20 protein-coding genes are annotated in these 23,674 nt (G+C 32.8%); 5 read left to right on the top strand and 15 right to left on the bottom strand.

Features of this window, described 5'->3' with window-relative positions:
• Positions 1–186: 186 nt before the first annotated feature.
• Complete coding sequence (locus QO263_RS09020) at positions 187–1,884, bottom strand: M3 family oligoendopeptidase (protein ID WP_285629044.1); 1,698 nt, start codon at positions 1,882–1,884, stop codon at positions 187–189.
• 71 nt (positions 1,885–1,955) lie between these two features.
• Complete coding sequence (locus QO263_RS09015; protein WP_285629042.1) at positions 1,956–3,953, bottom strand: S9 family peptidase; 1,998 nt, start codon at positions 3,951–3,953, stop codon at positions 1,956–1,958.
• A gap of 403 nt (positions 3,954–4,356) precedes the next feature.
• Here QO263_RS09015 and QO263_RS09010 point away from each other — a divergent pair, with 403 nt between their 5' ends.
• Entirely contained in the window at positions 4,357–4,899 is a 543-nt protein-coding gene (locus tag QO263_RS09010) for a hypothetical protein (RefSeq protein WP_285629040.1), read from the top strand.
• A gap of 115 nt (positions 4,900–5,014) precedes the next feature.
• On the opposite strand, the gene QO263_RS09005 is transcribed toward QO263_RS09010, so the two are convergent.
• The 13 genes from QO263_RS09005 to QO263_RS08945 form a co-directional block, all read right to left on the bottom strand.
• Positions 5,015–5,938, bottom strand: coding sequence for an ABC transporter ATP-binding protein (locus tag QO263_RS09005; protein WP_285629038.1), 924 nt, complete (start codon positions 5,936–5,938; stop codon positions 5,015–5,017).
• Positions 5,928–6,977 carry an ABC transporter ATP-binding protein gene (locus QO263_RS09000; RefSeq protein ID WP_285629036.1) on the bottom strand — a complete coding sequence of 350 codons (1,050 nt, stop codon included), beginning with the start codon at positions 6,975–6,977 and terminating at the stop codon, positions 5,928–5,930. The genes QO263_RS09005 and QO263_RS09000 overlap by 11 nt, the downstream gene beginning before the upstream one ends.
• Positions 6,978–6,994: 17 nt before the next feature.
• Entirely contained in the window at positions 6,995–8,008 is a 1,014-nt protein-coding gene (opp3C, locus tag QO263_RS08995) for an oligopeptide ABC transporter permease (RefSeq protein ID WP_285629034.1), read from the bottom strand.
• Positions 8,008–8,946 (bottom strand): ABC transporter permease, encoded by a 939-nt coding sequence (locus tag QO263_RS08990; RefSeq protein WP_285629032.1) that lies wholly within the window; start codon positions 8,944–8,946, stop codon positions 8,008–8,010. The genes opp3C and QO263_RS08990 overlap by 1 nt, the downstream gene beginning before the upstream one ends.
• Before the next feature lie 115 nt (positions 8,947–9,061).
• A complete protein-coding gene (locus QO263_RS08985; RefSeq protein ID WP_285629030.1) occupies positions 9,062–10,699 on the bottom strand; it encodes a peptide ABC transporter substrate-binding protein in 1,638 nt (545 codons plus the stop codon).
• Positions 10,700–11,030: 331 nt separating this feature from the next.
• On the bottom strand, positions 11,031–12,125 hold the full coding sequence (locus tag QO263_RS08980; RefSeq protein WP_285629028.1) for a DUF3810 domain-containing protein: 1,095 nt from the start codon (positions 12,123–12,125) through the stop codon (positions 11,031–11,033).
• Positions 12,126–12,437: 312 nt separating this feature from the next.
• Positions 12,438–12,647: a DUF1657 domain-containing protein gene (locus QO263_RS08975; RefSeq protein WP_285629026.1), complete on the bottom strand. Its 210-nt coding sequence runs from the start codon at positions 12,645–12,647 to the stop codon at positions 12,438–12,440.
• 115 nt (positions 12,648–12,762) lie between these two features.
• A complete protein-coding gene (locus tag QO263_RS08970; protein ID WP_285629025.1) occupies positions 12,763–13,650 on the bottom strand; it encodes a cell division protein FtsX in 888 nt (295 codons plus the stop codon).
• A complete protein-coding gene (locus QO263_RS08965; protein ID WP_285629023.1) occupies positions 13,634–14,317 on the bottom strand; it encodes a cell division ATP-binding protein FtsE in 684 nt (227 codons plus the stop codon). Before QO263_RS08965 ends, QO263_RS08970 begins: the two co-directional genes overlap by 17 nt.
• Before the next feature lie 23 nt (positions 14,318–14,340).
• Entirely contained in the window at positions 14,341–15,462 is a 1,122-nt protein-coding gene (locus QO263_RS08960; protein ID WP_285629021.1) for a coiled-coil domain-containing protein, read from the bottom strand.
• 143 nt (positions 15,463–15,605) lie between these two features.
• Positions 15,606–16,118: a spore coat protein gene (locus QO263_RS08955; protein WP_285629019.1), complete on the bottom strand. Its 513-nt coding sequence runs from the start codon at positions 16,116–16,118 to the stop codon at positions 15,606–15,608.
• Positions 16,119–16,252: 134 nt separating this feature from the next.
• A complete protein-coding gene (pepF, locus tag QO263_RS08950) occupies positions 16,253–18,070 on the bottom strand; it encodes an oligoendopeptidase F (RefSeq protein WP_285629017.1) in 1,818 nt (605 codons plus the stop codon).
• 255 nt (positions 18,071–18,325) lie between these two features.
• Positions 18,326–18,610 carry a 5-oxoproline transporter, DUF979 family subunit gene (locus QO263_RS08945; RefSeq protein WP_285629015.1) on the bottom strand — a complete coding sequence of 95 codons (285 nt, stop codon included), beginning with the start codon at positions 18,608–18,610 and terminating at the stop codon, positions 18,326–18,328.
• A 553-nt stretch (positions 18,611–19,163) separates the two neighbouring features.
• Here QO263_RS08945 and QO263_RS08940 point away from each other — a divergent pair.
• The 4 genes from QO263_RS08940 (at position 19,164) to QO263_RS08925 (ending at position 23,626) form a co-directional block, all read left to right on the top strand.
• Positions 19,164–20,255: a hypothetical protein gene (locus QO263_RS08940; protein WP_285629014.1), complete on the top strand. Its 1,092-nt coding sequence runs from the start codon at positions 19,164–19,166 to the stop codon at positions 20,253–20,255.
• A gap of 123 nt (positions 20,256–20,378) precedes the next feature.
• Positions 20,379–21,473 carry an FAD:protein FMN transferase gene (locus QO263_RS08935; protein ID WP_285629013.1) on the top strand — a complete coding sequence of 365 codons (1,095 nt, stop codon included), beginning with the start codon at positions 20,379–20,381 and terminating at the stop codon, positions 21,471–21,473.
• A 579-nt stretch (positions 21,474–22,052) separates the two neighbouring features.
• A complete protein-coding gene (locus tag QO263_RS08930) occupies positions 22,053–22,859 on the top strand; it encodes a hypothetical protein (protein WP_285629011.1) in 807 nt (268 codons plus the stop codon).
• Complete coding sequence (locus tag QO263_RS08925; RefSeq protein WP_285629009.1) at positions 22,856–23,626, top strand: protein-glutamine gamma-glutamyltransferase; 771 nt, start codon at positions 22,856–22,858, stop codon at positions 23,624–23,626. Before QO263_RS08930 ends, QO263_RS08925 begins: the two co-directional genes overlap by 4 nt.
• The last annotated feature ends 48 nt before the right edge of the window (positions 23,627–23,674 follow it).

Below are 23,674 nucleotides of genomic sequence, written 5' to 3'. Positions count from 1 at the left end.
TCTATTCTCGTTTTTTATATCAATATTTGCAGTAAATTCATAGTTCTTACTATGTATTTCTTTATTATCTTCCTATATCTTACATTTTTTATCGCTATATATCTTATGCTTTTCCTCTCACATTTTTTATGAAAGTGTATGAGGCTTAGGCTTTTACAAAATTATAAAAGCCTAAGCCTCATTGTTCTAGAACTTTCTATCGTCTATTCCGTCCAACCATTCTTTTATTGGTCCTACTACCTTCTTAATCGTACCGTCCACAAATGGATTTTCTAAGTTTGCAAGCTCTACTAATTCTAGGAAAGACTTGCTTCCTCCTGCTTTACATAGTCTAGTGTAATCTTCCCACGCTTTTTCTTTATCTTGATTTATTTTAATCCAAAATTGGAAAGCACAAACCTGAGCTAAAGTATAGTCAATATAATAGAATGGAGAACCAAATATATGGCCTTGTCTAAACCAATAGCCACCTCTGTTTAATAAATCATTGTCTTCGTAGTCTCTAAATGGAAGATATTTACGCTCTATTTCTCTCCATTTAGCCTTTCTTTCCTCTGGAGTTGCTTCTGGGTTTTCATATACAAAATGTTGAAACTCGTCTACAGTAACTCCATAAGGTATAAAGTTTACAGCTCCGCTTAAATGACTAAATTTATATTTATCTACTTCATCTTCAAAGAATAATTCCATCCAAGGCCATGTAATAAATTCCATACTCATAGAGTGGATTTCACATGCTTCTAACGTTGGGAAGCTGTACTCAGGCACTTCGTAATCTCTGCTCAAATAAGATTGGAAAGCATGGCCTGCCTCATGAGTTAGCACATCTACATCTCCACTGGTTCCATTGAAATTAGAGAATATAAATGGCGATTTGTAATCAGAAATATATGTACAATAGCCTCCACTCATCTTCCCTTTTTTACTTACTAGATCTAATAGTTCTCTCTCTACCATAAATGTAAAGAATTCGTCTGTTTCCTTTGATAATTCCTTGTACATCTTCCTGCCATTTTCTAAAATCCATTCAGGCTCACCCTTAGGAGTAGCATTACCAGTAGTATATCCTAATGGCTCATCGTAATATTTAAACTCATCAAGCCCAAGTCTTTTTCTCTGTCTATCTTTTAGTTCAACTACAACAGGTACCAAGTCTTCATAAACTTGTTTCCTATAGTTTGCTACCATTTCAGCATTATAGTCTGATCTAGACATACGCGCATAGCCCATAACTACATAGTTTTCATATCCTAATTTTTTAGCCATTCCATCTCTTACTTTAACTAAGCTATCATATATCTCATCAAACTTTGATTCATTTTCTTTAAAGAAATTTATGTAAGTCTCATAAGCTTTTTTTCTCATAGTCCTGTCTTTTGACTGCATAAAAGGTGCCATTTGACTTAGATTTCTTTCTTCACCTTCAAAGTCTATTTTAGCTGAGGCTATGAGCTTATCGTATTCAGTTACTAGCTTATTTTCTTTTACTAAATCCTCTATAATTTCTTCTGAAAATGTTTTTAATTCCAATTCTGCTAGTGTGAATATTTGTCTGCCCCAAACTCTTTCTAATTCTTTTCTATACTTTGATTCAACTAATGCCTTATAAAATTTAGAAGTAATATTTTGATATTTAGGCATGTTTTCATCAAAAAAGTCCTGTTCCTTTGCGTAAAACTCGTCCTCAGTGTTAATAGAATGTCTAATGTAGACTAGGTTTGCCATAGTTTCTACATTGGAACGAATCTTGTTTACTTCTGCCATTATTTGATTTTGTTCATCAAATGATTCTGCATTATTAAATCTTAACAATAGGCCTTCAAATTGTTCTCCGACTTTATTTAAATCAGGTCTATTGTACTCATAATCCTTGAACTTAATCATCAAAACCCCTCCTTGTATATAATCAATATAACATTACCATGTTATGGAGAAAAATACTATCTTTATAACAATTATTTTAAATATTTGTTAAACCAGTTTGTAATCTCCTCAAGTCTTCTAATTCTATGCTTTGGCTTACCTGATCTGCTTAGCTCATGGTTTTCTCCTCTAAACATACAAAGTCTAGATTCAACTCCATGATATTTTAATGAGGTGAACATTTGAATACCTTCTGAAAGCCAACAGCGATAATCCTCTTCAGAATGTATAAACAAAGTCGGTGTACTTACCTTGTCTGCATATTTCATTGGAGAATGGAACCATAGTTTTTCGTAATCAGACCAAGGTGTAGCTGCATTTTGATCATCTACAAAGTAATATCCGATATCAGTAGTAGCAAATTTTGAAGTCCAGTTTGATATGCTTCTCTGAGATGCTGCTGCCTTAAATCTATTTGTATGTCCTATAATCCAATTTGTCATGAATCCACCATAGGAGCCGCCAGTTACTCCAATTCGGTCTTTGTCTATGCATAGATATTGTTCTAATACTAAATCAGTAAATTTCATTAAATCATCATAGTCTATAGTACCATACTTACCACGAATATCTGCGAATTGGTTACCTCTGCCATCACTCCCTCTTGGATTGCAGAATAAAACTACATATCCTTCATTAGCCCAATATTGCATTTCATGGAAGAAAACCTCACCATAAGCTGTTTTAGGCCCACCGTGAATATCCAGTATTGCAGGATATTTCTCACCTTCCTTATAATCTACAGGCTTTAACACCCATCCTTCAATAGTAATATTATCTTCTACTACAAAAGATAATTTTTCAGGAGCTGACACTTTCTTTTCCTCTAATACCCAATCATTAAAATGTGTCAGCTGTATTTCTTGCTCTCCTTCTAAAGAGTATAGCTCTTGTAATTTAAGCCCTCTTAATCCTATGAAATGTATTTTACCATCTAATACTTCTAAACCGTCAATAGAACCTTTCCCAGCCGATAGCTTTTCAATATTTCCATTTAAATCTATTCTATTGATAAAAGAACTATCCCACTCAGTAGTCACAAAGTATAAATACTTGCCATCAATCTTCATGGATTGACTTCCGCCATACCTACAATCAGAGCCAACTGAATTCCAGATGCTAAACTCAAAATCACCCGATATTTTTTCAACATTTGAACCATCTAATTTCATTGTATAAAAGCTAGGATTTTCATTGAGGCCAAAGGATTTAGCTTCATGTCCTGTAAATATTATTTTATCTCCTAAAAAGCTTCCTGATGAGTATCTGAAAAGAGTTCCCATAGAAATATTTTTTAGACTGTTATTTTCTATATCCAAAATATAAATGTCTGATTTCATTTCCATCTTGTCAGTATATGTAGAGCCAATTATAAGAGCCTTTGTCCTTTCACGATTAAGCTTATAGCTGCCTACATCAGTATATTCATCAGTTATAGCAATAGCTTTGCCTTCTTTTATGTTATAAATATATAGCCTATTTCTTTTTTTATTTGTAAAGCCCTGACCATTTAGCCAAAAAGGAATCTCATCTAATACTTCATAGTCCTTGTTCTCTTTTACTTGCTTTAAAGCTTTTTCTTTTTCCTCATTGGTTAATTCATCTAGCTTAGGATAATTATGATCATATACTGCTGTTAACAACAGATGTTCTTCATCTAATATTTCTAGATTGGTAACATTAAGTGGAACTTCAAAAGCTTTATTTGCTTCTCCACCCTTTAGATTTATTTCATAATATGCGGTTAATTGTTCTCCTTTTTCTTTTCTCTCCCTATCCTTTTTATTTCGTATTGAAGGGAATAGCATAGTATTTTCATCTTTCCATACAAAGGACCTTTCTTCATCTAATGAAGTTAACTTAATAGATACTCCTTCTTTTAAATCATGAACATAGATGTTAGAAAGATATTTGTTTTCATCTACATCCATTTGGTGAAGCACAAAACCTAAATATTGTCCTGCTGGTGAAGCTTTGATACCAGACAAAAACTTATATTTAGTAAAATCATCAAGCCTTAAATTTTCCATAAAAACACCCCCGTCAATTATTTTGAGACCCTAAATATATTATACAAGCTTTTTTGAAGATTAGGAATAGTTAAAATAAAAAAAATAATATTCTACGAAGTGTCACCCATAAAACTAGGGAAAATCATAAAACTTACCTTCTTATTTTACTAATATTTGTATAAAAGGTTTAACTTTGTATATAATAAGCTTGAAAAAATAATGCATGGAATGGACATTAGTGAGCAATCAATAAAATCTACAGATTACAACATGAAAAATTGGCAAATAACCAATATTATTAATTTAATTACAATGCTGAACAAAATAAATCTTTTTAGTTTTATGATAAAATTGTTATTATGGAAAATATATGATAAAATAAAACTAAAGAATAGTAAGCATACATAAGGAGGAGATATTAATGAAGTTTAAATCATTGCTTTTATCTTTAGCTTTAGGTGCTGCTCTTTTATCAGGATGTACACCAAAACAAGAATCACAACAACAAGAGCCGCAGCAGCAAGAGCAACAAGGAAATCAAGCAGAGGTATCAACAACACCTTCAATAGTGAATAATGCAGATGCTTTCTTAAAAGCAGCAGGAAAGGAAGGTACTTGGATTATTGCAGTATTAGAAGATATAACTATTGATAAGGACATTGTATTAGAAGGAGATTTTACTAATAAAAATGAGACTGCACGTAAAATAGCTCTTTATGAACAAGATGATAACAGAAATGTAACTGCAAGATATACATTAACAGCACCAAAACTAATCGTTAAAAGCGAAAATGCTAGAATTCAAAGTGGTACTTTTGTAGGAGATGTTTATGTAGAAGCAAATGGTTTCCAATTAGTAGATGCTAAAATAGAAGGAAATTTATATTTTGCTAACGAAGAGTATAAGACTTCGGCTACTATAGACGAAGAAAGCTCCGTAACTGGTGTCACTGAAATCAAGTAATCTTAGTATAAGTCAAGGGGAATAGGCTTCATACTACAGAAAGCAAATTATAAAAACATGACCCCATTTAAAGCCATAGATTTATGTGTATATAAAATCTATGGCTTTATATATGTCATGCTGTCCATTGCTTTATTTCTTCCTTGGTTCCTAGAACAAAGTGCCCCCTTTCTATTTCGATGAATTCTCCTTTATCATAATCTATATTTGATTTATCATAATGAATTCTTTTTCTGGTTCTCTCTAAAATAGGATTCGTATGAGGTATAGCTGACAAAAGTGATTTAGTATATGGATGTGCAGCATTGTTATAAATAGCTTCTGCTGGTCCTAATTCCACCATTTTGCCTAAATGCATAACCCCTATTTTGTCACTAATATATTTTACCATGGAAAGATCATGGGCAATAAAAATGTACGTTAAGTTTCTTTCTTTTTGCAATTTTTTTAATAAATTTACAACCTGAGCTTGAATAGAAACGTCTAATGCACTTATTGCCTCATCTGCTATGACAAAGTCTGGATTAACAACTAGGGCTCTAGCAATTCCTATTCTTTGCCTTTGACCACCGCTAAATTCGTGGGGATATCTATGGGCATGTTCCCTAGACAATCCAACTGTTTCAAGAATGTCGTAGACCTTTTTCCTTCTTTCTTCCTTTGTTCTATAAAGCCCGTGAATGTCTAGTCCCTGTGCTACGATATCCAATACTGTTTTTCTAGGATTTAGAGAAGCCATAGGGTCCTGAAATATCATCTGCATCTTTGTTCTAAGGATTTTCTCAGTAGCTTTATCAATATTACCTGAGATTTTTTTTCCACAGAAATTCACTTCACCAGCAGTTGGATTATACAGTCTAATTATACTTCTGCCTGTCGTTGATTTACCTGAACCGCTTTCTCCTACAAGTCCAAAGGTTTCGCCTTTATAAACGGTAAAGGATACATCGTCTACAGCCTTCAGTACATTTTTTCTATCAAGTCTAAAGTACTGCTTTAAATTTTTCACATCTAGTATAGCTTCTTTATTAACAGACATTTGAAGGCACCTCCTTTTTCATATTTTCAATCCTCTGTTTTAAAATTCCAGGCATTTGAATTTTGGGTGCCTTTTCATGCAGAAGCCATGTTGCGGCATAATGTGTATCCGATACTTTAAAGAAAGGAGGTTCTTTTTCAAAATCAATTTTAAGTGCATAATCACTTCTCAGGGCAAAGGCATCTCCTTTAGGCGGATAAAGCATATTAGGTGGTGCTCCTGGAATTGCATATAATTCTTTTTGCTGATTTTCCATGTTAGGCACAGAAGCCAATAGTCCCCATGTATATGGATGGCGTGGATCAAAAAATATTTCTTCTGAAGTCCCATATTCTACAATCTTTCCAGCATACATTATAGCCACTCTATCGGCTATGTTAGCAACTACGCCTAAATCATGTGTAATAAATATTATAGATAATCCAATTTTACTTTGTAATTCCTTTATTAAGTCTAATATCTGTGCCTGTATAGTAACATCAAGAGCAGTAGTTGGCTCGTCTGCAATCAATATCTTTGGATTACATGCAAGAGCTATAGCTATTACAATTCTTTGTCTCATACCACCACTTAATTGATGTGGATATTGCTTATATCTTTTTTCAGGCTCAGTTATACCAACAAGCTTAATTAACTCTATCGCTTTTTTCTTAGCTTCCGGTTTACTCATTCTCTGATGCTCCACTATACTTTCAGTAATCTGGTACCCTACAGTCATTGTTGGGTTTAATGATGTCATTGGATCTTGAAATATCATGGCTATTTCTTTGCCTCTTATTGAGGTCATTTCACTTTTTGAAAATTTAGTTAAATCCTTATCTTTATATAGTACTTCTCCACTGTCAATTACACCATTTTTTGCAAGGATGCCCATTAGCACCTTAGTTGTTACTGATTTACCCGAACCACTTTCACCTACAATTGCCAAGGTTTCCCCTTTGTATAGATCAAAGCTAACTCCCCGAATAGCTTTAATATCACCAGTATGGGTTTTAAAGGATACATGTAAATCTTTGACTTCTAATATTTTTTCCTTCATATTTTCACTCTCTTTCCTTAATTTACCTTCATCTTTGGATCTAATGCATCTCTTAAGCCATCGGCTAATAGATTGAAGCTTAGCATTAATACTCCTAAAACAATAACCGGTGCCACTATAATATGAGGGTATACTAAAATAGATTTGTATCCATCACTAATCAATACTCCTAATGAAGCCATAGGCGGCTGTAATCCTAATCCAATAAAAGCTAAAAATGATTCATAAAAAATAGAGCTGGGAATAGAAAACATACTCATTACAATAACCTGACCAAAAATATTCGGAAATAAATCCTTTCTAATTATTTGCATACTACTTGAGCCTAATGTCCTTGATGCTAAAATGAAATCTAATTCTTTTAGCTTTAATACTTGAGAACGTACAACTCTACTCATTCCTATCCATCCTGTTATGACTAATGCCAAAGAAATTGACAATATCCCTGGATTTAAAACCATGACAAACAGTGTAACTACTACAAGATTTGGAATACCACTTAGTATTTCAATAGCTCTTTGCATAACTATGTCTACACGCCCGCCTATATAGCCTGATATAAGTCCATAGCTCATACCTATGACCATATCTATTACTAATGCAAGAATAGCAATATACAATGATACTTGAGTACCAACCCATACCCTCGTCCAGATATCTCTGCCCAAATTGTCAGTACCAAACCAATAATATACATCATCAAATCCATTTTCTTTATAGACATTTACCCCATTAATCTCTCCATCAAATATGCCTAATTTCTCTATTACAGGTATTCTAGGCGGAAGATTCATATGCTCTGTCTTTATACTTTTATAGGTATGAGGATTCATTTGAGGTCCCACAAATGCCATAAAGATGATTATTGATATCAAAATAAGTCCTACTAATGCACCCTTATTTTGACTGAATCTTAAGGTTACGTCCTTCCAAAAGCTTACGCCTTCATAGACTACGTCAGTTTGAAGCTTTTCATCTTTTAATACTCTTTCAAAGGAGCTGCTATTAAAATATGTTCTTATATTTTCCATTAGTTTACCTCCTTTGCCACACGAATTCTAGGATCAATTATCCCATATAATACATCAATTATTAGCATCATTAAAATATAAAACACACTATAGAAAAATGCTATTGAAATCACTACATTAAAGTCATTTACACCTATTGCAGTAACTAATAAATCTCCAATCCCAGGTATACCAAATATCCTCTCAGTAACTAGAGAGCCTGTCATTAGGCTTACAGTTATAGGCCCTAAAACTGTTATTACTGGTATAAGTGCATTTCTTATGGAATGTTTTATAATGACTTTTTTTGCTTTCAATCCTTTAGCCTCTGCCAGCAGGATATATTCTGTTTCTAAAACCTCTACAAGCTCTGTTCTCATAAATCTAGCAACTGTTGCTATGACAAACATAGATAATGCAATGGTTGGCAGAATACTTGATTCAAAAGATCTGTAAATATCATAGGTAAAAGGAAATAGCTTCAGCTTGTAGCCCAAGAAATAACTTAATCCCAATGCAAATACGTAAGATGGCACCGATATACCAATTACAGCAAATATAGTAGTGAGAGTATCTAGCCTTGAATTTTTCTTAACTGCGGCTACTATTCCAAATACCAGTCCAACAAATGAGCCTAGTATAAGCGACTGTATTCCAAGTCTAATGGATATGGATAATCTATTCTTCAACAATTCAGAAACGGGAGCATCCTTCTGTATTGCATATGAATTTCCAAAGTCGCCCTTCAATATTACATTTTTCATATATGCAATATATCTTATATATAATGGCTTATCTAGATTATATTTTTTATATAAAAGAGTACGCTGATCCGGACTTAATTTTTCATCATTAAATGGGGAGCCAGGCATAAACTCTAGTAAAACAAATAGTAATGTTAGAATAATAAATAATGTAATTGCAGAAATAATCAATCTTTTCTGAATGTATTTAAGCATATTAATCAACTCCTTTCCGAGTTTCATCTAACAGTAAAAAATAATTATAGCTATTTATTACGACCTGCCATCTAGAGAAAAGCTTCCTCTAAACAGCAGGTCTAAAACAAAACTCCTATTCCCCAATTTCTACGTTTTTATAAATAAATGTCGTTCCAACAGTATGATCTTCTATTCCTTTTACCTTAGGGTTAATCAATAAAGCAGAGCCACTTTGGAATATAGGCACTATGGCAGCATCCTGCTCTAATAATATTTTTTCTGCCTGCTTCATAGCCTCCCATCTTCCCTCTGGGTTTCCAGCCAATTCTCCACGGCTGGAGTCGTTAACAAGCTTGTCATATTCCTTACTTACATATTTAGGGGTATTTTGACCTCCATCACTTAAGAATAGCTCCAAATAAGTCAATGGATCAGCATAGTCAGGACCCCAACGAGTAATACCAGCTTCAAAGCTTCCTTCACGCATTAATTCTAGACGATTCTTCTTTGGCTGTGCTTTCAGTTTAACAGTTAATCCTGGTAAATTAGTTTCAAGCTCTGCTTGTATGAATTCTGACATCTTTTTAACTGTTTCTGAATCATCAAATAGCAGTTCAATTTCGAAATTATCTTTTCCCAACTCTGATTTAGCTTTATTCCAATATTCTAACGCTAAGGCTTTATCATATTTAGAATAGGTACCTGCAGTTTCACGGAAGTCTTTTCCGTCAGGTCCTGTTGACAACCCATTAGGAACAAGAAAATCTGCTGCTATGGAACCATCATTAAGAATTTTGTTAGCAATATGCTCTTTATTGATTGCATAGCTAAATGCCTTACGTGCATTAATATTTTTAAATATTTCTGTATTATGGTAAAGCGACATATACCATGTAAATCCACCGCTTATTTGATTAAAGCTTGGCTGGGATTTATATTTGTCTACTAGCTCAGATGATAGCTTCACCACATCTAATTCATTTGACTCAAATTTTAGTGCTGCAGTCTGGCTATCTTTTATAATACGGAAATCCAGTCCGTCAATCTTTACATTTTTAGCATCATAGTAATCTGGATTTTTATCAAGCTTATATCCATATCCTTTATTCCATTCAACCATTTTATAGGGCCCATTAGCTAATAGATTTTCTGGCTCAAGGGCATATTTCTCACCTTTTTCAGTTACAAATTTTTCATTTAGTGGATAGAATGGTGCAAAGGTAGTAAGGGATCTAAAATATGGTGTTGGTCTCTCTAAGGTTACTTTTAAAGTATGCTCATCTATAGCTTCTACTCCTAAATCTTCCTTCAGAAGTTCTCCTGCTGTGACTTTAGCAGCGTTCTTTACACCTGCTACATCCATAATAAAGTTATACTCACTTGCAGTATTAGGATCTGCTAATCTTCTCCAACTATATACAAAATCATTAGCTGTTACAGGATCTCCATTTGACCATTTTGCATCTTCTCTAAGCTTAAAGGTATAAGTCAATCCATCATCGCTTACCTCATCTGACAAAGCAATAGCCGGGATTATATTTCCACCTTTATCTATAGTGTATAGTCCTTCAATTGTTGCAGCTATTGATTCGAAGGATAGTTCATCTGTAGCAACATGTTGATCCATAGATACTATGTCAACATCCTTTGCTATCCTTAAGTATTTGTTACTGTTTGCTGAAGTAGTGCCTTGTCCACATCCAGATAAAGCTAAAGATGATACTAGTACTAATGCTAATAAAATAATTAATAATTTCTTTGATTTCTTCATATTAATTTAGAGCCTCCTTTGTTTATTATTGATTTCCTCTAGAATTTTTTTATTATTGTTATTATATATACCGAGCAATTGACTGTCAATAGTAAATTTTCTGAATTCTGCATGATACCGTTTTCTTATTTTCATATCGTGTTTTATCTTAGTTATATCCCTACTTGTTAATTTATGCCAAACTTAGTATGGCAAAGGTTTTCCTTTGTTTAGATTTATCAATCTGTTATTTAGTATATTGAAATTAATGCAATTTTCAAAAGTCAAACTTGCATGTATTTCTTTTTCAGAAAAAATGACCTAGGCAATATACCTAAGTCATTTCTAATTTTTATTTATTCTTCATTCTATACTCTGCAATTAAAAGATCTACCATTCTGCCGTAGCTTTTTACTCCATCTTTTTGATTGTTAGATTTTAAATATGCATTATTCATTTTATTAGAAGCCTTTTCTATAGGACCCTCGTATTGTGCCCAATGTCTGTTTATATTAATTAAGTCCTCTTTTACACCATTGCTATATTTTTTACTTAATTCATTAAATTGTTCCTTATCATTGCTGTAGAGAACATTCATAGAGTGAGTTAAAGCTAATATATATCCAGAGTATTGAAAATCTAAATCTGGATGCAGCTTACAGGTTATATAGGCTATATAATTTGCTTCATCCTCCCGTGCAAAGCCCCTTTGATGTGCCATTTCATGTGTAACTGTTGAGGGAAGTGAAATCATAGGAGTGTCTATATTTACATTTGCCTCTCCAGTAAAGGGAAAATAAATACCTGTTATCCCCATATAAGACATGGCCTTAGAAAGTAAAACTCCCTTAGGCCTTCCATAGCTTCCTCCTAATTCTGGATAGATGGCTTTAGTCACTTCGTACCCTTTATAGGCGTTTTTTAGTATGTATTTATAGTCATTTTCAATGGACTTACTATCTTTACTCAAATCAATTTTCCTTCTCAATTCATTGGTTTTTATAATTAAGTCGTCGCATAAGGCCACTAGCTCATGTATAGTTGCTGGTCTTGCATCGATATTGGCTATTTTTGAAAATGGCAGACGATAATAGTTTAATCCCCATAAAATATTAAATAAAAAATATACAATGCTGAGCGCTACAAGTACATTCCTAACATATATGATTACTTTCTTATATCCCATCCTTCTAGTCACGGCTTTATATAGAATCCATATTATAGACACAATTATGAACAATAAGCTAAATATGACCAGCACCTCGCCTAATGAAAAAGGAAGGATACCAGTTGTTATGCTGATAGTAGCTCCTATGTATTTATATATTCCACTTGAATATAACTTTTCAACTAGATTAGGATTTCTTTGTGATATAAAAACTAAAATGAATCCCAAAGGTAGCAGTATTAAAAACCATATACTATTAATTTTTATTTTTGCTTTCAAAGCAAAACGCCTCCTCTTCATATGAAGTCAAAGAATATGAATTTTTCCATCTGAAGTAAATCTTAGCTTATCATAATAAAATCATCTAAATACTGTTTTATATATTTAGCTATATTTTACGTCAAATATAAAATACTATCAATAATTCAGTTTTTATATAATAGGATCAATTCTTAAAAGATTTATGAAATGAAGAATATAGAATCATTGAGAATAGTTTATTAACAGCTAGAAAGCAATAAGGTATGCAAGATTGATAGATTTGCATACCTTATTGCTTTAGTGGTTCTTCGATTAATGTATGTAAGTATTTTATTGAGGCTGATTGTATTGAGGTTCCTCGCTCTTAACAAAATTCACTCTGTTTTGCAGCATCTGTGCCATATTTTCAGCATTTGTAGATAACATATTGAACATTTGCTTTGCATTTTTATCATCTGTATCCAAAGAAAAAGTCTTTAAATCTGCTGCCAAACCTTTTGCACTTGCTAATGCCTGCTCTAGTTTATTTATTGTGGTCATTATCTTCTCTCCTTTAATTATTTACAAATTTAGTATTTACATATTTCATAAAAATATTAAGATATGTATTTTTAATACTTTATCCAAAAAAATCAAAAAGGAGAAGAAGCTCCTATTAATTTTTATCTGCCGATGCAAGACCAAAGAAACTGCCTATAATCCCCAAAATAATGCTAACAGATAATATCATTATAATGTTACCTTTGATTAAATTATCCAGAGCTGGAAGCGGAATAAAAGGTAATGGCCCTGCTGTCTGAATATAAATATACTTAAGTCCAAGAATCCCCATTGCCACTGCAAATATGGCAGCTATTAATGTTAAAAATAGTCCCTCTAGAAAAAATGGAAGTACTATGAAAGATTCTGGTGCCCCCAGAAGTCTCAATGTATTAATCTGTTCCTTGTTACTATATATACCTTGTCTAATAATATGTGATGTTATGACTAATGTGGATATACCAACTGCTGAAACTATTAAAATCCCCAGTACTCTTACTATGTTTGAAATACTTCTAAGCCTATTTAAGACACTTTGATTGTCCTTAATATAATCAACATCACTTATTCTCTCTATTTTTTCAACTATTGAGTCCATTTCATCTAACTCAATTTTAACTTCAATAAAAGCACTAAAAGGATTATGGTCAAAGAATTTCAAGATGCCTGAGTTCTCGCCCATAATCTCCATCATTCTATCATAGGCTTTCTCCTTATCAATAATCCTTGCTTCTCGAACACCATCAATGGCCTCTATTTGGTTTATGGTGTCATGAATCTGAGTATCCTCTAATTTTTCATCGTAATAGACATTAATCTCTGCTTCTTCTTTAATTAGCTCAACCATTTGACTGCTTATCCACACACCCGAAACCACCATTGAAAGCATAAAAAATATAAATCCCATACTAAGAATAGAAAAAATGTTGGAAAGAAAATCTAGTATTAAAATAGTTTTTGTTTCCTTTAAAAAATATCCGATATTTTTAAAAATGCTCTTCATAGCCTAACCTTCCCCATTGTATATTTCCTTTGTCAATTTGAATCATCATATCTCCATCCATATTTTCAATTAAATGAGTAGCATGAGTAGTAATAATTACTGTAGTATCCTTATCCTTAAATGAGGTTAAAAGCTGTAAAATATTTACTGCATTATCTTTATCTAGATTACCTGTAGGCTCATCTGCAATAATTAGCTTAGGCTTTCTAGCCACCGCCCTTGCTATTGCTACCCTCTGACGCTCTCCCCAAGAAAGATTATCTACTGATGAATTTGTTTTATGAGATAATCCCACTCTATAGATGGCATCATTGGCATATGTCATCATTTGCTGCTTATTGAAGCTTAAAAATCTCATGCCTAAAAGGACATTTTCAATTACTGTTCTACCTTGAAGCAGCCTAAAGTCTTGAAAAATAGGCCCCATAGCCCTTCTCATTCTCCTAATCTCATAACTTTTATCCTTCATTATAGGTTGACCTAAAACGCTTAAGCTTCCAGATGTGGGATACTCCATTCCCATTAAGAGCTTTAGAAGACTTGTTTTGCCTGAACCACTGGGACCAGTAATAAATACTACTTCACCAGTGGCTATATGTATATGAATATTCTGTAGTGCCAATGTTCCATCAGCATATATTAAACATAAGTCTTTTGCCTCAATCATAAAAGTTGTCCCCCTAAATATTATTAAAAAAACACAGGAGTAATCTGTAGTTCTATATTATCATCATTTATCTTTATAGATTTTAATTTATTCTTACCTAATACCTGTTCCAAGTCAAGTTCCATATAACCATCACTAAATAGATCTTCTATAGTAGCTTTCTCAAGTGGCATTCCGAAAAAGCTGCCTTCATCTACTTCAAAAATAAGTTTTTTTCCATCTACAATTGCAAAGTCTCCCACCAAGTGGAGATTTTCATCAGGCATGATAAGCTCTAATTTATCAGAAGAAAATTCAAGTTCTAATTTCGTAGGGAAGGATTGCTCTGCAATAATCTCCTTAAAAGTCTTTTCTTCTATTATTCCTTTAACACTCAAAATAGAAAATTCTATCTTTATAGCGTCTGGTGGGATACTACTGTCATGAAGCATATTTGAAAATACGCTGACAGTCTCAGCAAACAATGGTTTCAGCTGCGACCAGTATTGATCTATTTTAATTAAATATTCCTCATACTTTGTCCTTTCCCCTTCTAAAGAAGTCAGCTGAACTTCAAGCTCCTCCTTTAAAGCAACACTCTTTTCAAGGGTTTCCTCCAGCTCTTCCTGCTGTTTTTGGGCAAGTATAAGCTTATTAGTTATTCTGTTTTTTTCCGTATCTAATTTAGCTTTACTTTCCTGTAAAGATTCTAAAAGTCTATTGGTGTTTCTTGTTATATCTCCTAAAGCGTTAAGTCTTTGCAATAAAATCTTTAGGTTGTCTGAGCTCAGAATGAGCTCAATGAAAGAGCCTGGTCCGCTTCTTTGATAGTTTTTTAGGACATTTTCCATTATACTAAGATTTTCCTCATAGGAAAGTGTCTCAGCTTCAATCAAATTTTCTATTTTTTTCACTTCTTCATTGAGGCTTTCTATTTCCTTTAGAATCTGGCCTTTCTTTCTGTCCATTTCCTCTATATCCTGTGATAGAAGAAAAAGCTTTTCAAGCACTTCCTTCTCCTCTTCAGAGACACCAGTCAGACTTTCATGAATCTCTGATAAGGATTTGTCTTTATTAGGCTCATCTGGAGCTGCTGCTACAATACTAGTAATAAAAAGTCCAGCTATCATACTGAAAATCAAACCCAAATACATTAGCTTCCTCATTTATCTTCCCCCAACAATATAACCAGCTTACTTCTTATCTCATATAATATTATTCTACATTAGGATTAAGTTTCCTTCCAAATAAAAAAATAGCACATAGTTCATCATTAATTGATGTACTATGTGCTATTTTTTCTCTGTTCTTATTTAGGATTGTACATGCCTTTACTTTGCATGTAGTTAAAGATTTGTTCCCCATGCTGCTGCTCTTCTTTTTGAATATGATTTAAGGCTTGGCGAATACTTGGGTCTCTAAACTCAAATATTGCTGTATTGTATACTCCAGAAACATACTTCTCTGTTGATAGAAGGTCTGTACATAAGTCAGCATCCTGTTGATTTGTCATTCCTGTTTGTCCTGATGACGACATGCTTTGCATACTTGAATTTTGTTGACCCTGTTGTTGGCCTTGCTGACCTTGTTTTTGGCCTTGCTGTTGCCCTTGTTGCTGACCCATACTAGGAGTTTGCCCACTAAGTATCTGATTGATAGTATTTAGATGCTGCTGCTCTTGCTGAGCTAGTTGTTGGCATAACTGCTTTAGCTGTGGACACTGAGTTTGTTGTGCATAGTTATTGTACTTTTTAACACATAATTCTTCTTGACTTTTTTGGTCTTCTAATAGATATTTTTCTTTTTGAGTTAATTGTGACATAATAACACCTCCTGTATATAGAATTTACAATAAGGGAAAAAATATTCAAAATAAAAGCATATAGAATAATAAAATCTGCTGAAAATAAAAAACTCAGTTCATAAAGGATTTTCTCCTCTGAACTGAGTCTTATTTTATAAGCTTATACCTTCTAATTTTTCTGTAAGCTCTATAATTTCATCTATTATATTTCCTATATGCTCTATAGTATTTAACAGCGGCTTCTCTGTCGTTATATCTACTCCTGCCATTTTAGCAAGCTCTACTGGTGTCTTAGTTCCTCCTGCCTTTAGTACTTCCTTCCAATCATCTAGCGCAGACTGTCCTTCATTTAAAATTCTTTTGCTTACTTCAGTAGCAATAGTTAATCCAGCACTATATGTATATGGATATAATCCCATATAATAATGAGGCTGTCTCATCCAAGTAAGCTCTGCTCCATCTATTATGTTTACAGTATCTCCCCAGAATTTCTCTAGCACAGTTTTCTTTAATGCACTAAGCCTTGATGCCTGTACACTTCCGCCCTCATCAATAATCTTATATACTTCTCTCTGATAAGCAGCTTCCAATAAATGAGTTACAAAATTATGATAGTAGGTACGGCTAATCATAGAGGATAATACCCATCTCTTAAATCTTAAATCCTCACTATTCTTCATTAAATAGTTTGCCATAAGCATTTCATTCATAGTAGATGGTGATTCTATAAAATATTGAGATGGCCTAGTATCAAATATATTTTGGCTTTGATGAGCCAAATAAAAATGTCCAGCATGGCCAAGCTCATGAGCTAATACAAATACTTCTCTCATTCTTTCAGTCCATGAAATCAGTATGAATGGATGACTTCCATAAGGACTTGAGCAAAAAGCGCCTGTAGATTTTCCCTTGTTTTGAACAAAGTCTATCCATCTCTCATTATAGGCTCTTTTAACCATATCTAAATAGTCTTGGCCTAATACAGATAATGCTTCCTCTACATACTTTTTAGATTCTTCTACTGATATTGCAGGTTCAAAATCAGGGTCTACTACTAGCTTTAAATCAGCAAAAGTCATTTCATCAATATTGTGAATTTTCCGAAGCAGCTTCACATACCTTCTCATATGAGGAGCTAGTTTTTCCATGATTAAATCTATTTGTCTATTATATAATTCTCTATCTACCTTCTGATGGAATAACAAGCTATCTATTACTGAATCAAAGCCTCTAAGAGTCGCCATAGTCTTTTCTTTTTGAACCTGAACTTGGTATGCAGCTGCTACGGTATGCTGATATTCTTTAAGTTTATTCGAAAAAGCTTTAAATGCTGTTCTTCTTATTTCATGATTGTTTTCAAATTCCCATTCATTTTCAAATAATACAAAGCTTAGAGGATATTCTTTCCCATCTGCAGTAAATGTTCCAAAATCCATATCTGCAAGCTTCGCTCTATTGTATATGCTATATGGAGAATTCAATGTCCCAGATAGAGCAGATAATACTCTTTCAGCCTCAGGGTGAAGTGCGTGCCTTTTAGCTTCCACTATATCCTTTAAATATCCGCTATTTTCTATAGATTGTTCTATGGCTTCATTAATAATATCTTCACTAGCTTCTATAATCTCGCTTTTTACAAAGCTTAATCTACTGTTAAGATTAGAAAAAATATTTGATAGCTTCATCTGTCTAGCTTGATTTTCAGTATTTGTTTGGTCAACTGCCACTGATAAATATGCATATGTACTAGTTAGATTAATTACCTGTACTGCTTTTTTCATTTTATCCAGGCATTCATTAATCACAGTAGCTGAATTCAATCTGCCCTTATACTTTCCTTCAATTTCCTCTGTAAGCTCTTGTGCCTCATTTACAGCAGAATTAAATTCCCCTTCAGTTTTAAATATTGCAGATAAGTCCCATGTAAGTAATTGATCCACATCTTTTCTTGCCTTTAACTCTTTGCTCAAAGCACTACCCCCTTTTAATTTTTACTCTCTAAAACAAATTATATTACGGGAGGCGAAATATTTCAACAGCATAAGCATAAAAAATCTCCCTCTATCTTTTAGCTGCTGATATAAGGATATCTTCTATACAACAAAATGTTATTATACTGCTTTAACTCTTATGTTCTCTAACTACAGCCTCATAAGCGGGATTAACAGTTTCTCCTCCAAAAAAATCAAAAGCAGTAACAAGTATTTTCATATAATCTCTCACTCCTATCTTCCCATTATATACATTATTATTATCTGAAATATAAGCGCAACTGGTATTTGTTTTTTTATAACTCCATAGCGATCCTTCATCTCCAAAACTGCTACGGGAACCACATTATAATTTGCAGCCATTGGAGTCATAAGCGTTCCACAAAAGCCTGATGTCAGTCCAAGTATTCCAATTACATTTTGATTTAACCCAAGCTTAATAACAAAAGGTATGCCAATAAGATCAAATTTAAATGCAAATCCAATAATAACTATTATGATACCAATTAATTTAATCATTATCCCCTCCTCATATGATTTATTGCCTACTTCATATTTCTAGACACAAAGCTTTATACTAAAAATTAAACATTTTTTAAAAAGTTCCTTCTAATATTGACAGATAATTTTATCTATTACCATAGTTAATAGCAATTGCTTGATAATTAATTAATAAATATCGTTTAATTAATTCCTCATTTTCCCAATTATCATGAATTGATAGTTATTTATCTATCAATTTAATTCTTTTTCTTACATTGAAAGCATGTATAGTTTTAAGAGAAAAATAAGCTATTATATGTAATTTAAATAGATTTCTGGATTATATTTTTTATTTATTATTTTACTTAACAGGCATATATCCTTAATTCTTCAAGTTTTATAAGCTATATGTTTTGCAAAAAAGTTTTGAATGTAATTTTAATTTTATGTACAAAATACTTTGTTAATTTATGAACAATATGAATTAAATGCTTTACTTATGACCTTTATTCACGGAAATCGTTTATCTATAAACAATTATGCTATAATCATTATGTAAAACATTTAATTAATAAGTGGAGGTAATAACATGAAAAAAACAATCTCAATTTTCTTAGTACTTATTTTAATGGCAACTATGCTAATCGGTTGTTCACCAAAAGAACCTGCTAACAATACACCTAAAGATAACACTCCTGCATCAGGAGATAACTCATCTCAAGATAATTCAACACCAGCAGATGAGACAGACATAGTTAAGATAGGGCTTGGACATATTACATCGATAGATAAATCTAAGGATCTAGATGGAGAAACTCTTCCACTTGGTCAAGTTGATACAGTAATGGCTGCTGTTGCATTTGACAAAGACGGTAAAGTTGTTAAAATAACTATTGATACCGCTCAAACAAAAGTAGAATTTGACAAAGATCTTCAAGTTATTTCTGACTTTGCTGCAGAAAATAAAACTAAAGTTGAATTAGGACCAGAATATGGAATGGTCAAGAATTCGAAGATTGGTAAAGAATGGTTCGAACAAGCAGCTGAGCTTGAGAAATGGATGATTGGTAAAACTGTAGATGAAATCAAGGCTATGAAGCTTAACGAATTAAGACCAGATGAAGCAGAATTAACATCATCTGTTACCGTAACTGTTGATGGCTATATCGCAGCTGTTGAAGAAGCATACAATAATGCAATAGATACTAATTCAGGAGCAGTAACACTAGGTCTTGGACATGATATATCTATAAGTAAATCAAAAGGATATGCAAACGTAGATGGCCAAGAAACATTACCAGCAGCAGAGGTTAATACAACTATGGCTGCTACAGCATTTGACAAAGATGGTAAAGTAGTTGCTACTATAATCGATACTGCACAAACAAAAGTTCAATTTGATAAAGATGGTAAATTAACTACTGATAAAGCAGGTGTATTCAAAACTAAAGTTGAACTAGGACCAGAATATGGAATGATTAAGAATTCTAAGGTTGGCAAGGAATGGTTCGAGCAAATAGCTGAACTTGAAAAATGGATGGTTGGTAAAACAGCAAATGAAATCAAAGCTATAAAGCTTAAAGAATCAAGACCAGATGAAGCAGAATTAACATCATCTGTTACCGTAACTGTTGATGGCTATATCTCATCTGTTGTAGAATCTTATGCAAACGCAAAATAAATAATAGAATAAGATTAAACTTTACAAACTCCTCCAAACATTTTGGAGGAGTTTTGCTTAGATACACAAATTAGAATATTGCTATGTAAATATAATTTTGATATTATTAACAAGGGTGATATTATGAGAAGAATAATTATAGGATTTTTAGTTTTATTATTAGTTGCCTCTGTTGTTAGTGGTTGTCAGAAAGTAGATAAAAACCCTTACCAAAAATATAGTGAAAGTTTTTTTGATACCTTTGATACTTTAACACAAGTCGTAGGTTATACCAAAAATGAAGAGGAATTTGATTCTTATGTAGATAAAATTCACAAAAGGTTTCGAGAGCTTCATAATCTGTATGATATATATGACAGCTATGAGGGAATAAACAATATTAAAACTATTAATGACAATGCAGGTATAAAGCCAGTTAAAGTAGACAAGGAGATAATAGATCTTATTCTTTTTTCTAAGGATTGGTATAAGCGTACAGATGGGAAGACAAATATAGCCATGGGGCCTGTTCTTCGTATATGGAGCCGCTACCGAGAAGAAGCAGAATACGACCCTGAAAATGCTAAAATACCTCCTATGGAGGAACTATTGGAAGCCAATAATTACACAGACATAGATAAAGTAATAATTGATACAGAAAAAAGTACAGTATATCTAGAAGATAAAAAAATGAATCTAGACGTAGGAGCCGTTGCAAAAGGCTTCGCTACAGAAATTGTTGCAAAGGAAATTATGGCTGAGGGCTTTGAATCTGGAATGATAAGTGCAGGAGGAAATGTACGTGTCTTAGGAAAGCCTCTTGATGGCATTCGTGAACGCTGGGGGATAGGAATACAAGACCCTAAGAAGTTTATTTTTTCTGATGACTCAGAATTACTAGACACTATTTTTATCAATAACTCTTCCGTAGTAACTAGTGGTGATTATCAAAGATATTATGTTGTTGATGATAAAATTATCCATCACTTAATTGACTCTCAAACTCTTATGCCGGGAGAATATTTCCGCTCTGTTACAGTAGTCACAGAGGATTCTGGATTAGCAGATTTTTTGTCTACTACAGTATTTCTAATGCCCTATGAAAAAGGTCGCAAATTAGTAGATAGCCTTGATGGAGTAGAAGCCATATGGGTTACAAAGGATGGAACTGTAGAAGCTACTGAAGGAATGAAAAAAATTATGAAAAGTAATGGTGCCTCCGGTGCCAATCCTAATTAAAGAAAATAGATAGTGGAATATTCCATTATCTATTTTTTGTTTCTTATCTTGATTCTATATTGTTTTTCAAATATATATTCAAAATATGTCATGCTCCATATTCATCATATTATTTGCTCCTCAAACATAATATTTTTATATGACAATTTTCTAACACTTGTAAATATGAGATTTGAATAAAAGATAAAAATGAAAAGCGTTTAATTATTTGCTATAGATTTTATCTATAGTTATTTAATGTAATATTATATTTATCTATAATATGGTCAAACTACTAATAAGGAGGTGATATCATGTCATTTTCTGCTGGCCAAGAATACATCATTATCAACCGTAATACTGGCGAAGTAAACTTCTGAATACCTGACGAAAAAGGCTTTTTCTCAAAGTGAACTGAAAAGCCATCTGCAGTTGGCAGATAATAAAACCTGAAACAAGGCATTATACTAAGAAAATGGCTATTGGAATATTTTAATAGCCATTTTTGTTTTTTTGCTAAGTCTAACTAAGGACACAATTGCCATATAAACAATACTATATAATATATCCCCTATTATCATAAAAAAAGGAGATGTTTATATGGAGGATTTAAGCTTAATACAAAAGACGGCTATGACATTTATTAAAGAATTCATTTCAGGCATTAATAGCATGTCAAGCAATGAAAGCCTATCAGTTAATAATGTACAGCTATCTTATTCTGCTTTGAAATGGATATTGGAATCTAGAAGTACAATTGAAATTCCAGAAGATCAACTTGATGAAGTATTAGATAAAACTGCAATATTACTGGCAGTTATATATAAGGATAAGGAAAATCTACCTACAATAGCAGATTTAATATTTGAAAGACACAGAAAATGCTGCTTTAATCACGACTTAATATGGGCTTTTTTTGAATCATGTGACATCAATAGTCTATATTTAATAGCAAATAAGCTATTATCTGCAGAACCAAAGGATGTAACGATGGCTCGTGAGCTCTTAGACTTTATACCTGAAATGAATAGTGCTGAATTTTTAAGTAACGAACAGCTATATTCATATTTTGTTAATTGGTTTGAGGAGAATAGTTTGTTTTTGCATTATACTGGTGAAAGCTATAACCTGACAAGTAATCCCATTCCTTATGAGGTAATATTAGAAGCTAAATATCTATGTAAACCTGTATCTGTCAATACAGGTCATTTCATGCAAAACTTAACTAATAAAGAACATATGCTGCTAAGTGAATTTAACAAGCTTGACTACAATACACAAAATCTTCTCTCACAATTTTCATACAGAATGCACCATATGAATAAGAACTGGTGGAATATATGGATAACCTATCCAATCCCCTATCAAATCATGTATGCAAATACTGGGATAGGAGGGACACAATGATTAGGATTTCAGGACGTCCAGTTACTCCCGAAAATATTAGTAATCAATATTCATTAAACAGTATTCAAAGAGATATAATCACCACAATGAGTTCCAGCAACGGAATATACGATTATGAATCCTTGAGTCAGCTTAAATTTGAACTGGATTTACGTATGAGTATAATTAATGCTGCTAGACAGCTCAATAATAGCAATTTCTCATTTAGAGTATTCAAAAAATCCTTTTGTAATACAGATTATTGGACTCGTACCAATGAAGGTGGTTTTCTGTTAAAAAGCAATGTGAAGCCTAGTGATGCAATAAATGATATATTTGTAAATGGACGTAAATATGGCACAGAATGTGCTACAGCAATGGTCATAATCTTTTATAAGGCAGTACTGGATTCATACCCCGAAGAACTTTTTAATACAATGTTTTCAAGTATACATCTAATGAATTGGCACTATATTAACAAAAACCTTGATATTGGCTATTATTCTGATGAAGTTGATTACTTTCCCGGAGACTGTAGATATTTTAAAAATCCTGATGTAAATCCTCTAACTCCAGAATGGCAAGGCGAAAATACTATTGATTTAGGCGATGGAACCTATTATGGTCATGGAATAGGAATATCTTCTGCAAATGGAATAATCAGGGCTCTAAATAGAAATAGAAAAGTAGGTGCAACAAGATCTGCTTATTTGATGGATTCGGCAACTCGTCCAGGTTTTAAATATCTGTATTCTAGGTATTATAGCTTCACACATTCTACGAATTGAATTTCTCCACTTCCACTATATTATAAAACTAATATAAAAAGCTTGCCT

The organism is Proteiniborus sp. MB09-C3, from assembly GCF_030263895.1.
GTDB lineage: Bacteria > Bacillota > Clostridia > Tissierellales > Proteiniboraceae > Proteiniborus.
This window is presented reverse-complemented; position numbering and strand designations above follow the sequence as displayed.

Bases quoted from the DNA above. Each gene is read 5' to 3' on its own strand.
- QO263_RS08985 (WP_285629030.1), bottom strand. From the start codon at position 10,699: ATGAAGAAATCAAAGAAATTATTAATTATTTTATTAGCATTAGTACTA.
- opp3C (WP_285629034.1), bottom strand. From the start codon at position 8,008: ATGGAAAATATAAGAACATATTTTAATAGCAGCTCCTTTGAAAGAGTA.
- QO263_RS09010 (WP_285629040.1), top strand. From the start codon at position 4,357: ATGAAGTTTAAATCATTGCTTTTATCTTTAGCTTTAGGTGCTGCTCTT.
- QO263_RS09000 (WP_285629036.1), bottom strand. From the start codon at position 6,977: ATGAAGGAAAAAATATTAGAAGTCAAAGATTTACATGTATCCTTTAAA.
- QO263_RS08935 (WP_285629013.1), top strand. From the start codon at position 20,379: ATGAGAAGAATAATTATAGGATTTTTAGTTTTATTATTAGTTGCCTCT.
- QO263_RS08990 (WP_285629032.1), bottom strand. From the start codon at position 8,946: ATGCTTAAATACATTCAGAAAAGATTGATTATTTCTGCAATTACATTA.
- QO263_RS08970 (WP_285629025.1), bottom strand. From the start codon at position 13,650: ATGAAGAGCATTTTTAAAAATATCGGATATTTTTTAAAGGAAACAAAA.
- QO263_RS08945 (WP_285629015.1), bottom strand. From the start codon at position 18,610: ATGATTAAATTAATTGGTATCATAATAGTTATTATTGGATTTGCATTT.
- QO263_RS08960 (WP_285629021.1), bottom strand. From the start codon at position 15,462: ATGAGGAAGCTAATGTATTTGGGTTTGATTTTCAGTATGATAGCTGGA.
- QO263_RS08940 (WP_285629014.1), top strand. From the start codon at position 19,164: ATGAAAAAAACAATCTCAATTTTCTTAGTACTTATTTTAATGGCAACT.
- QO263_RS08965 (WP_285629023.1), bottom strand. From the start codon at position 14,317: ATGATTGAGGCAAAAGACTTATGTTTAATATATGCTGATGGAACATTG.
- QO263_RS09005 (WP_285629038.1), bottom strand. From the start codon at position 5,938: ATGTCTGTTAATAAAGAAGCTATACTAGATGTGAAAAATTTAAAGCAG.
- QO263_RS09020 (WP_285629044.1), bottom strand. From the start codon at position 1,884: ATGATTAAGTTCAAGGATTATGAGTACAATAGACCTGATTTAAATAAA.
- QO263_RS09015 (WP_285629042.1), bottom strand. From the start codon at position 3,953: ATGGAAAATTTAAGGCTTGATGATTTTACTAAATATAAGTTTTTGTCT.
- QO263_RS08925 (WP_285629009.1), top strand. From the start codon at position 22,856: ATGATTAGGATTTCAGGACGTCCAGTTACTCCCGAAAATATTAGTAAT.
- QO263_RS08955 (WP_285629019.1), bottom strand. From the start codon at position 16,118: ATGTCACAATTAACTCAAAAAGAAAAATATCTATTAGAAGACCAAAAA.
- QO263_RS08975 (WP_285629026.1), bottom strand. From the start codon at position 12,647: ATGACCACAATAAATAAACTAGAGCAGGCATTAGCAAGTGCAAAAGGT.
- QO263_RS08930 (WP_285629011.1), top strand. From the start codon at position 22,053: ATGGAGGATTTAAGCTTAATACAAAAGACGGCTATGACATTTATTAAA.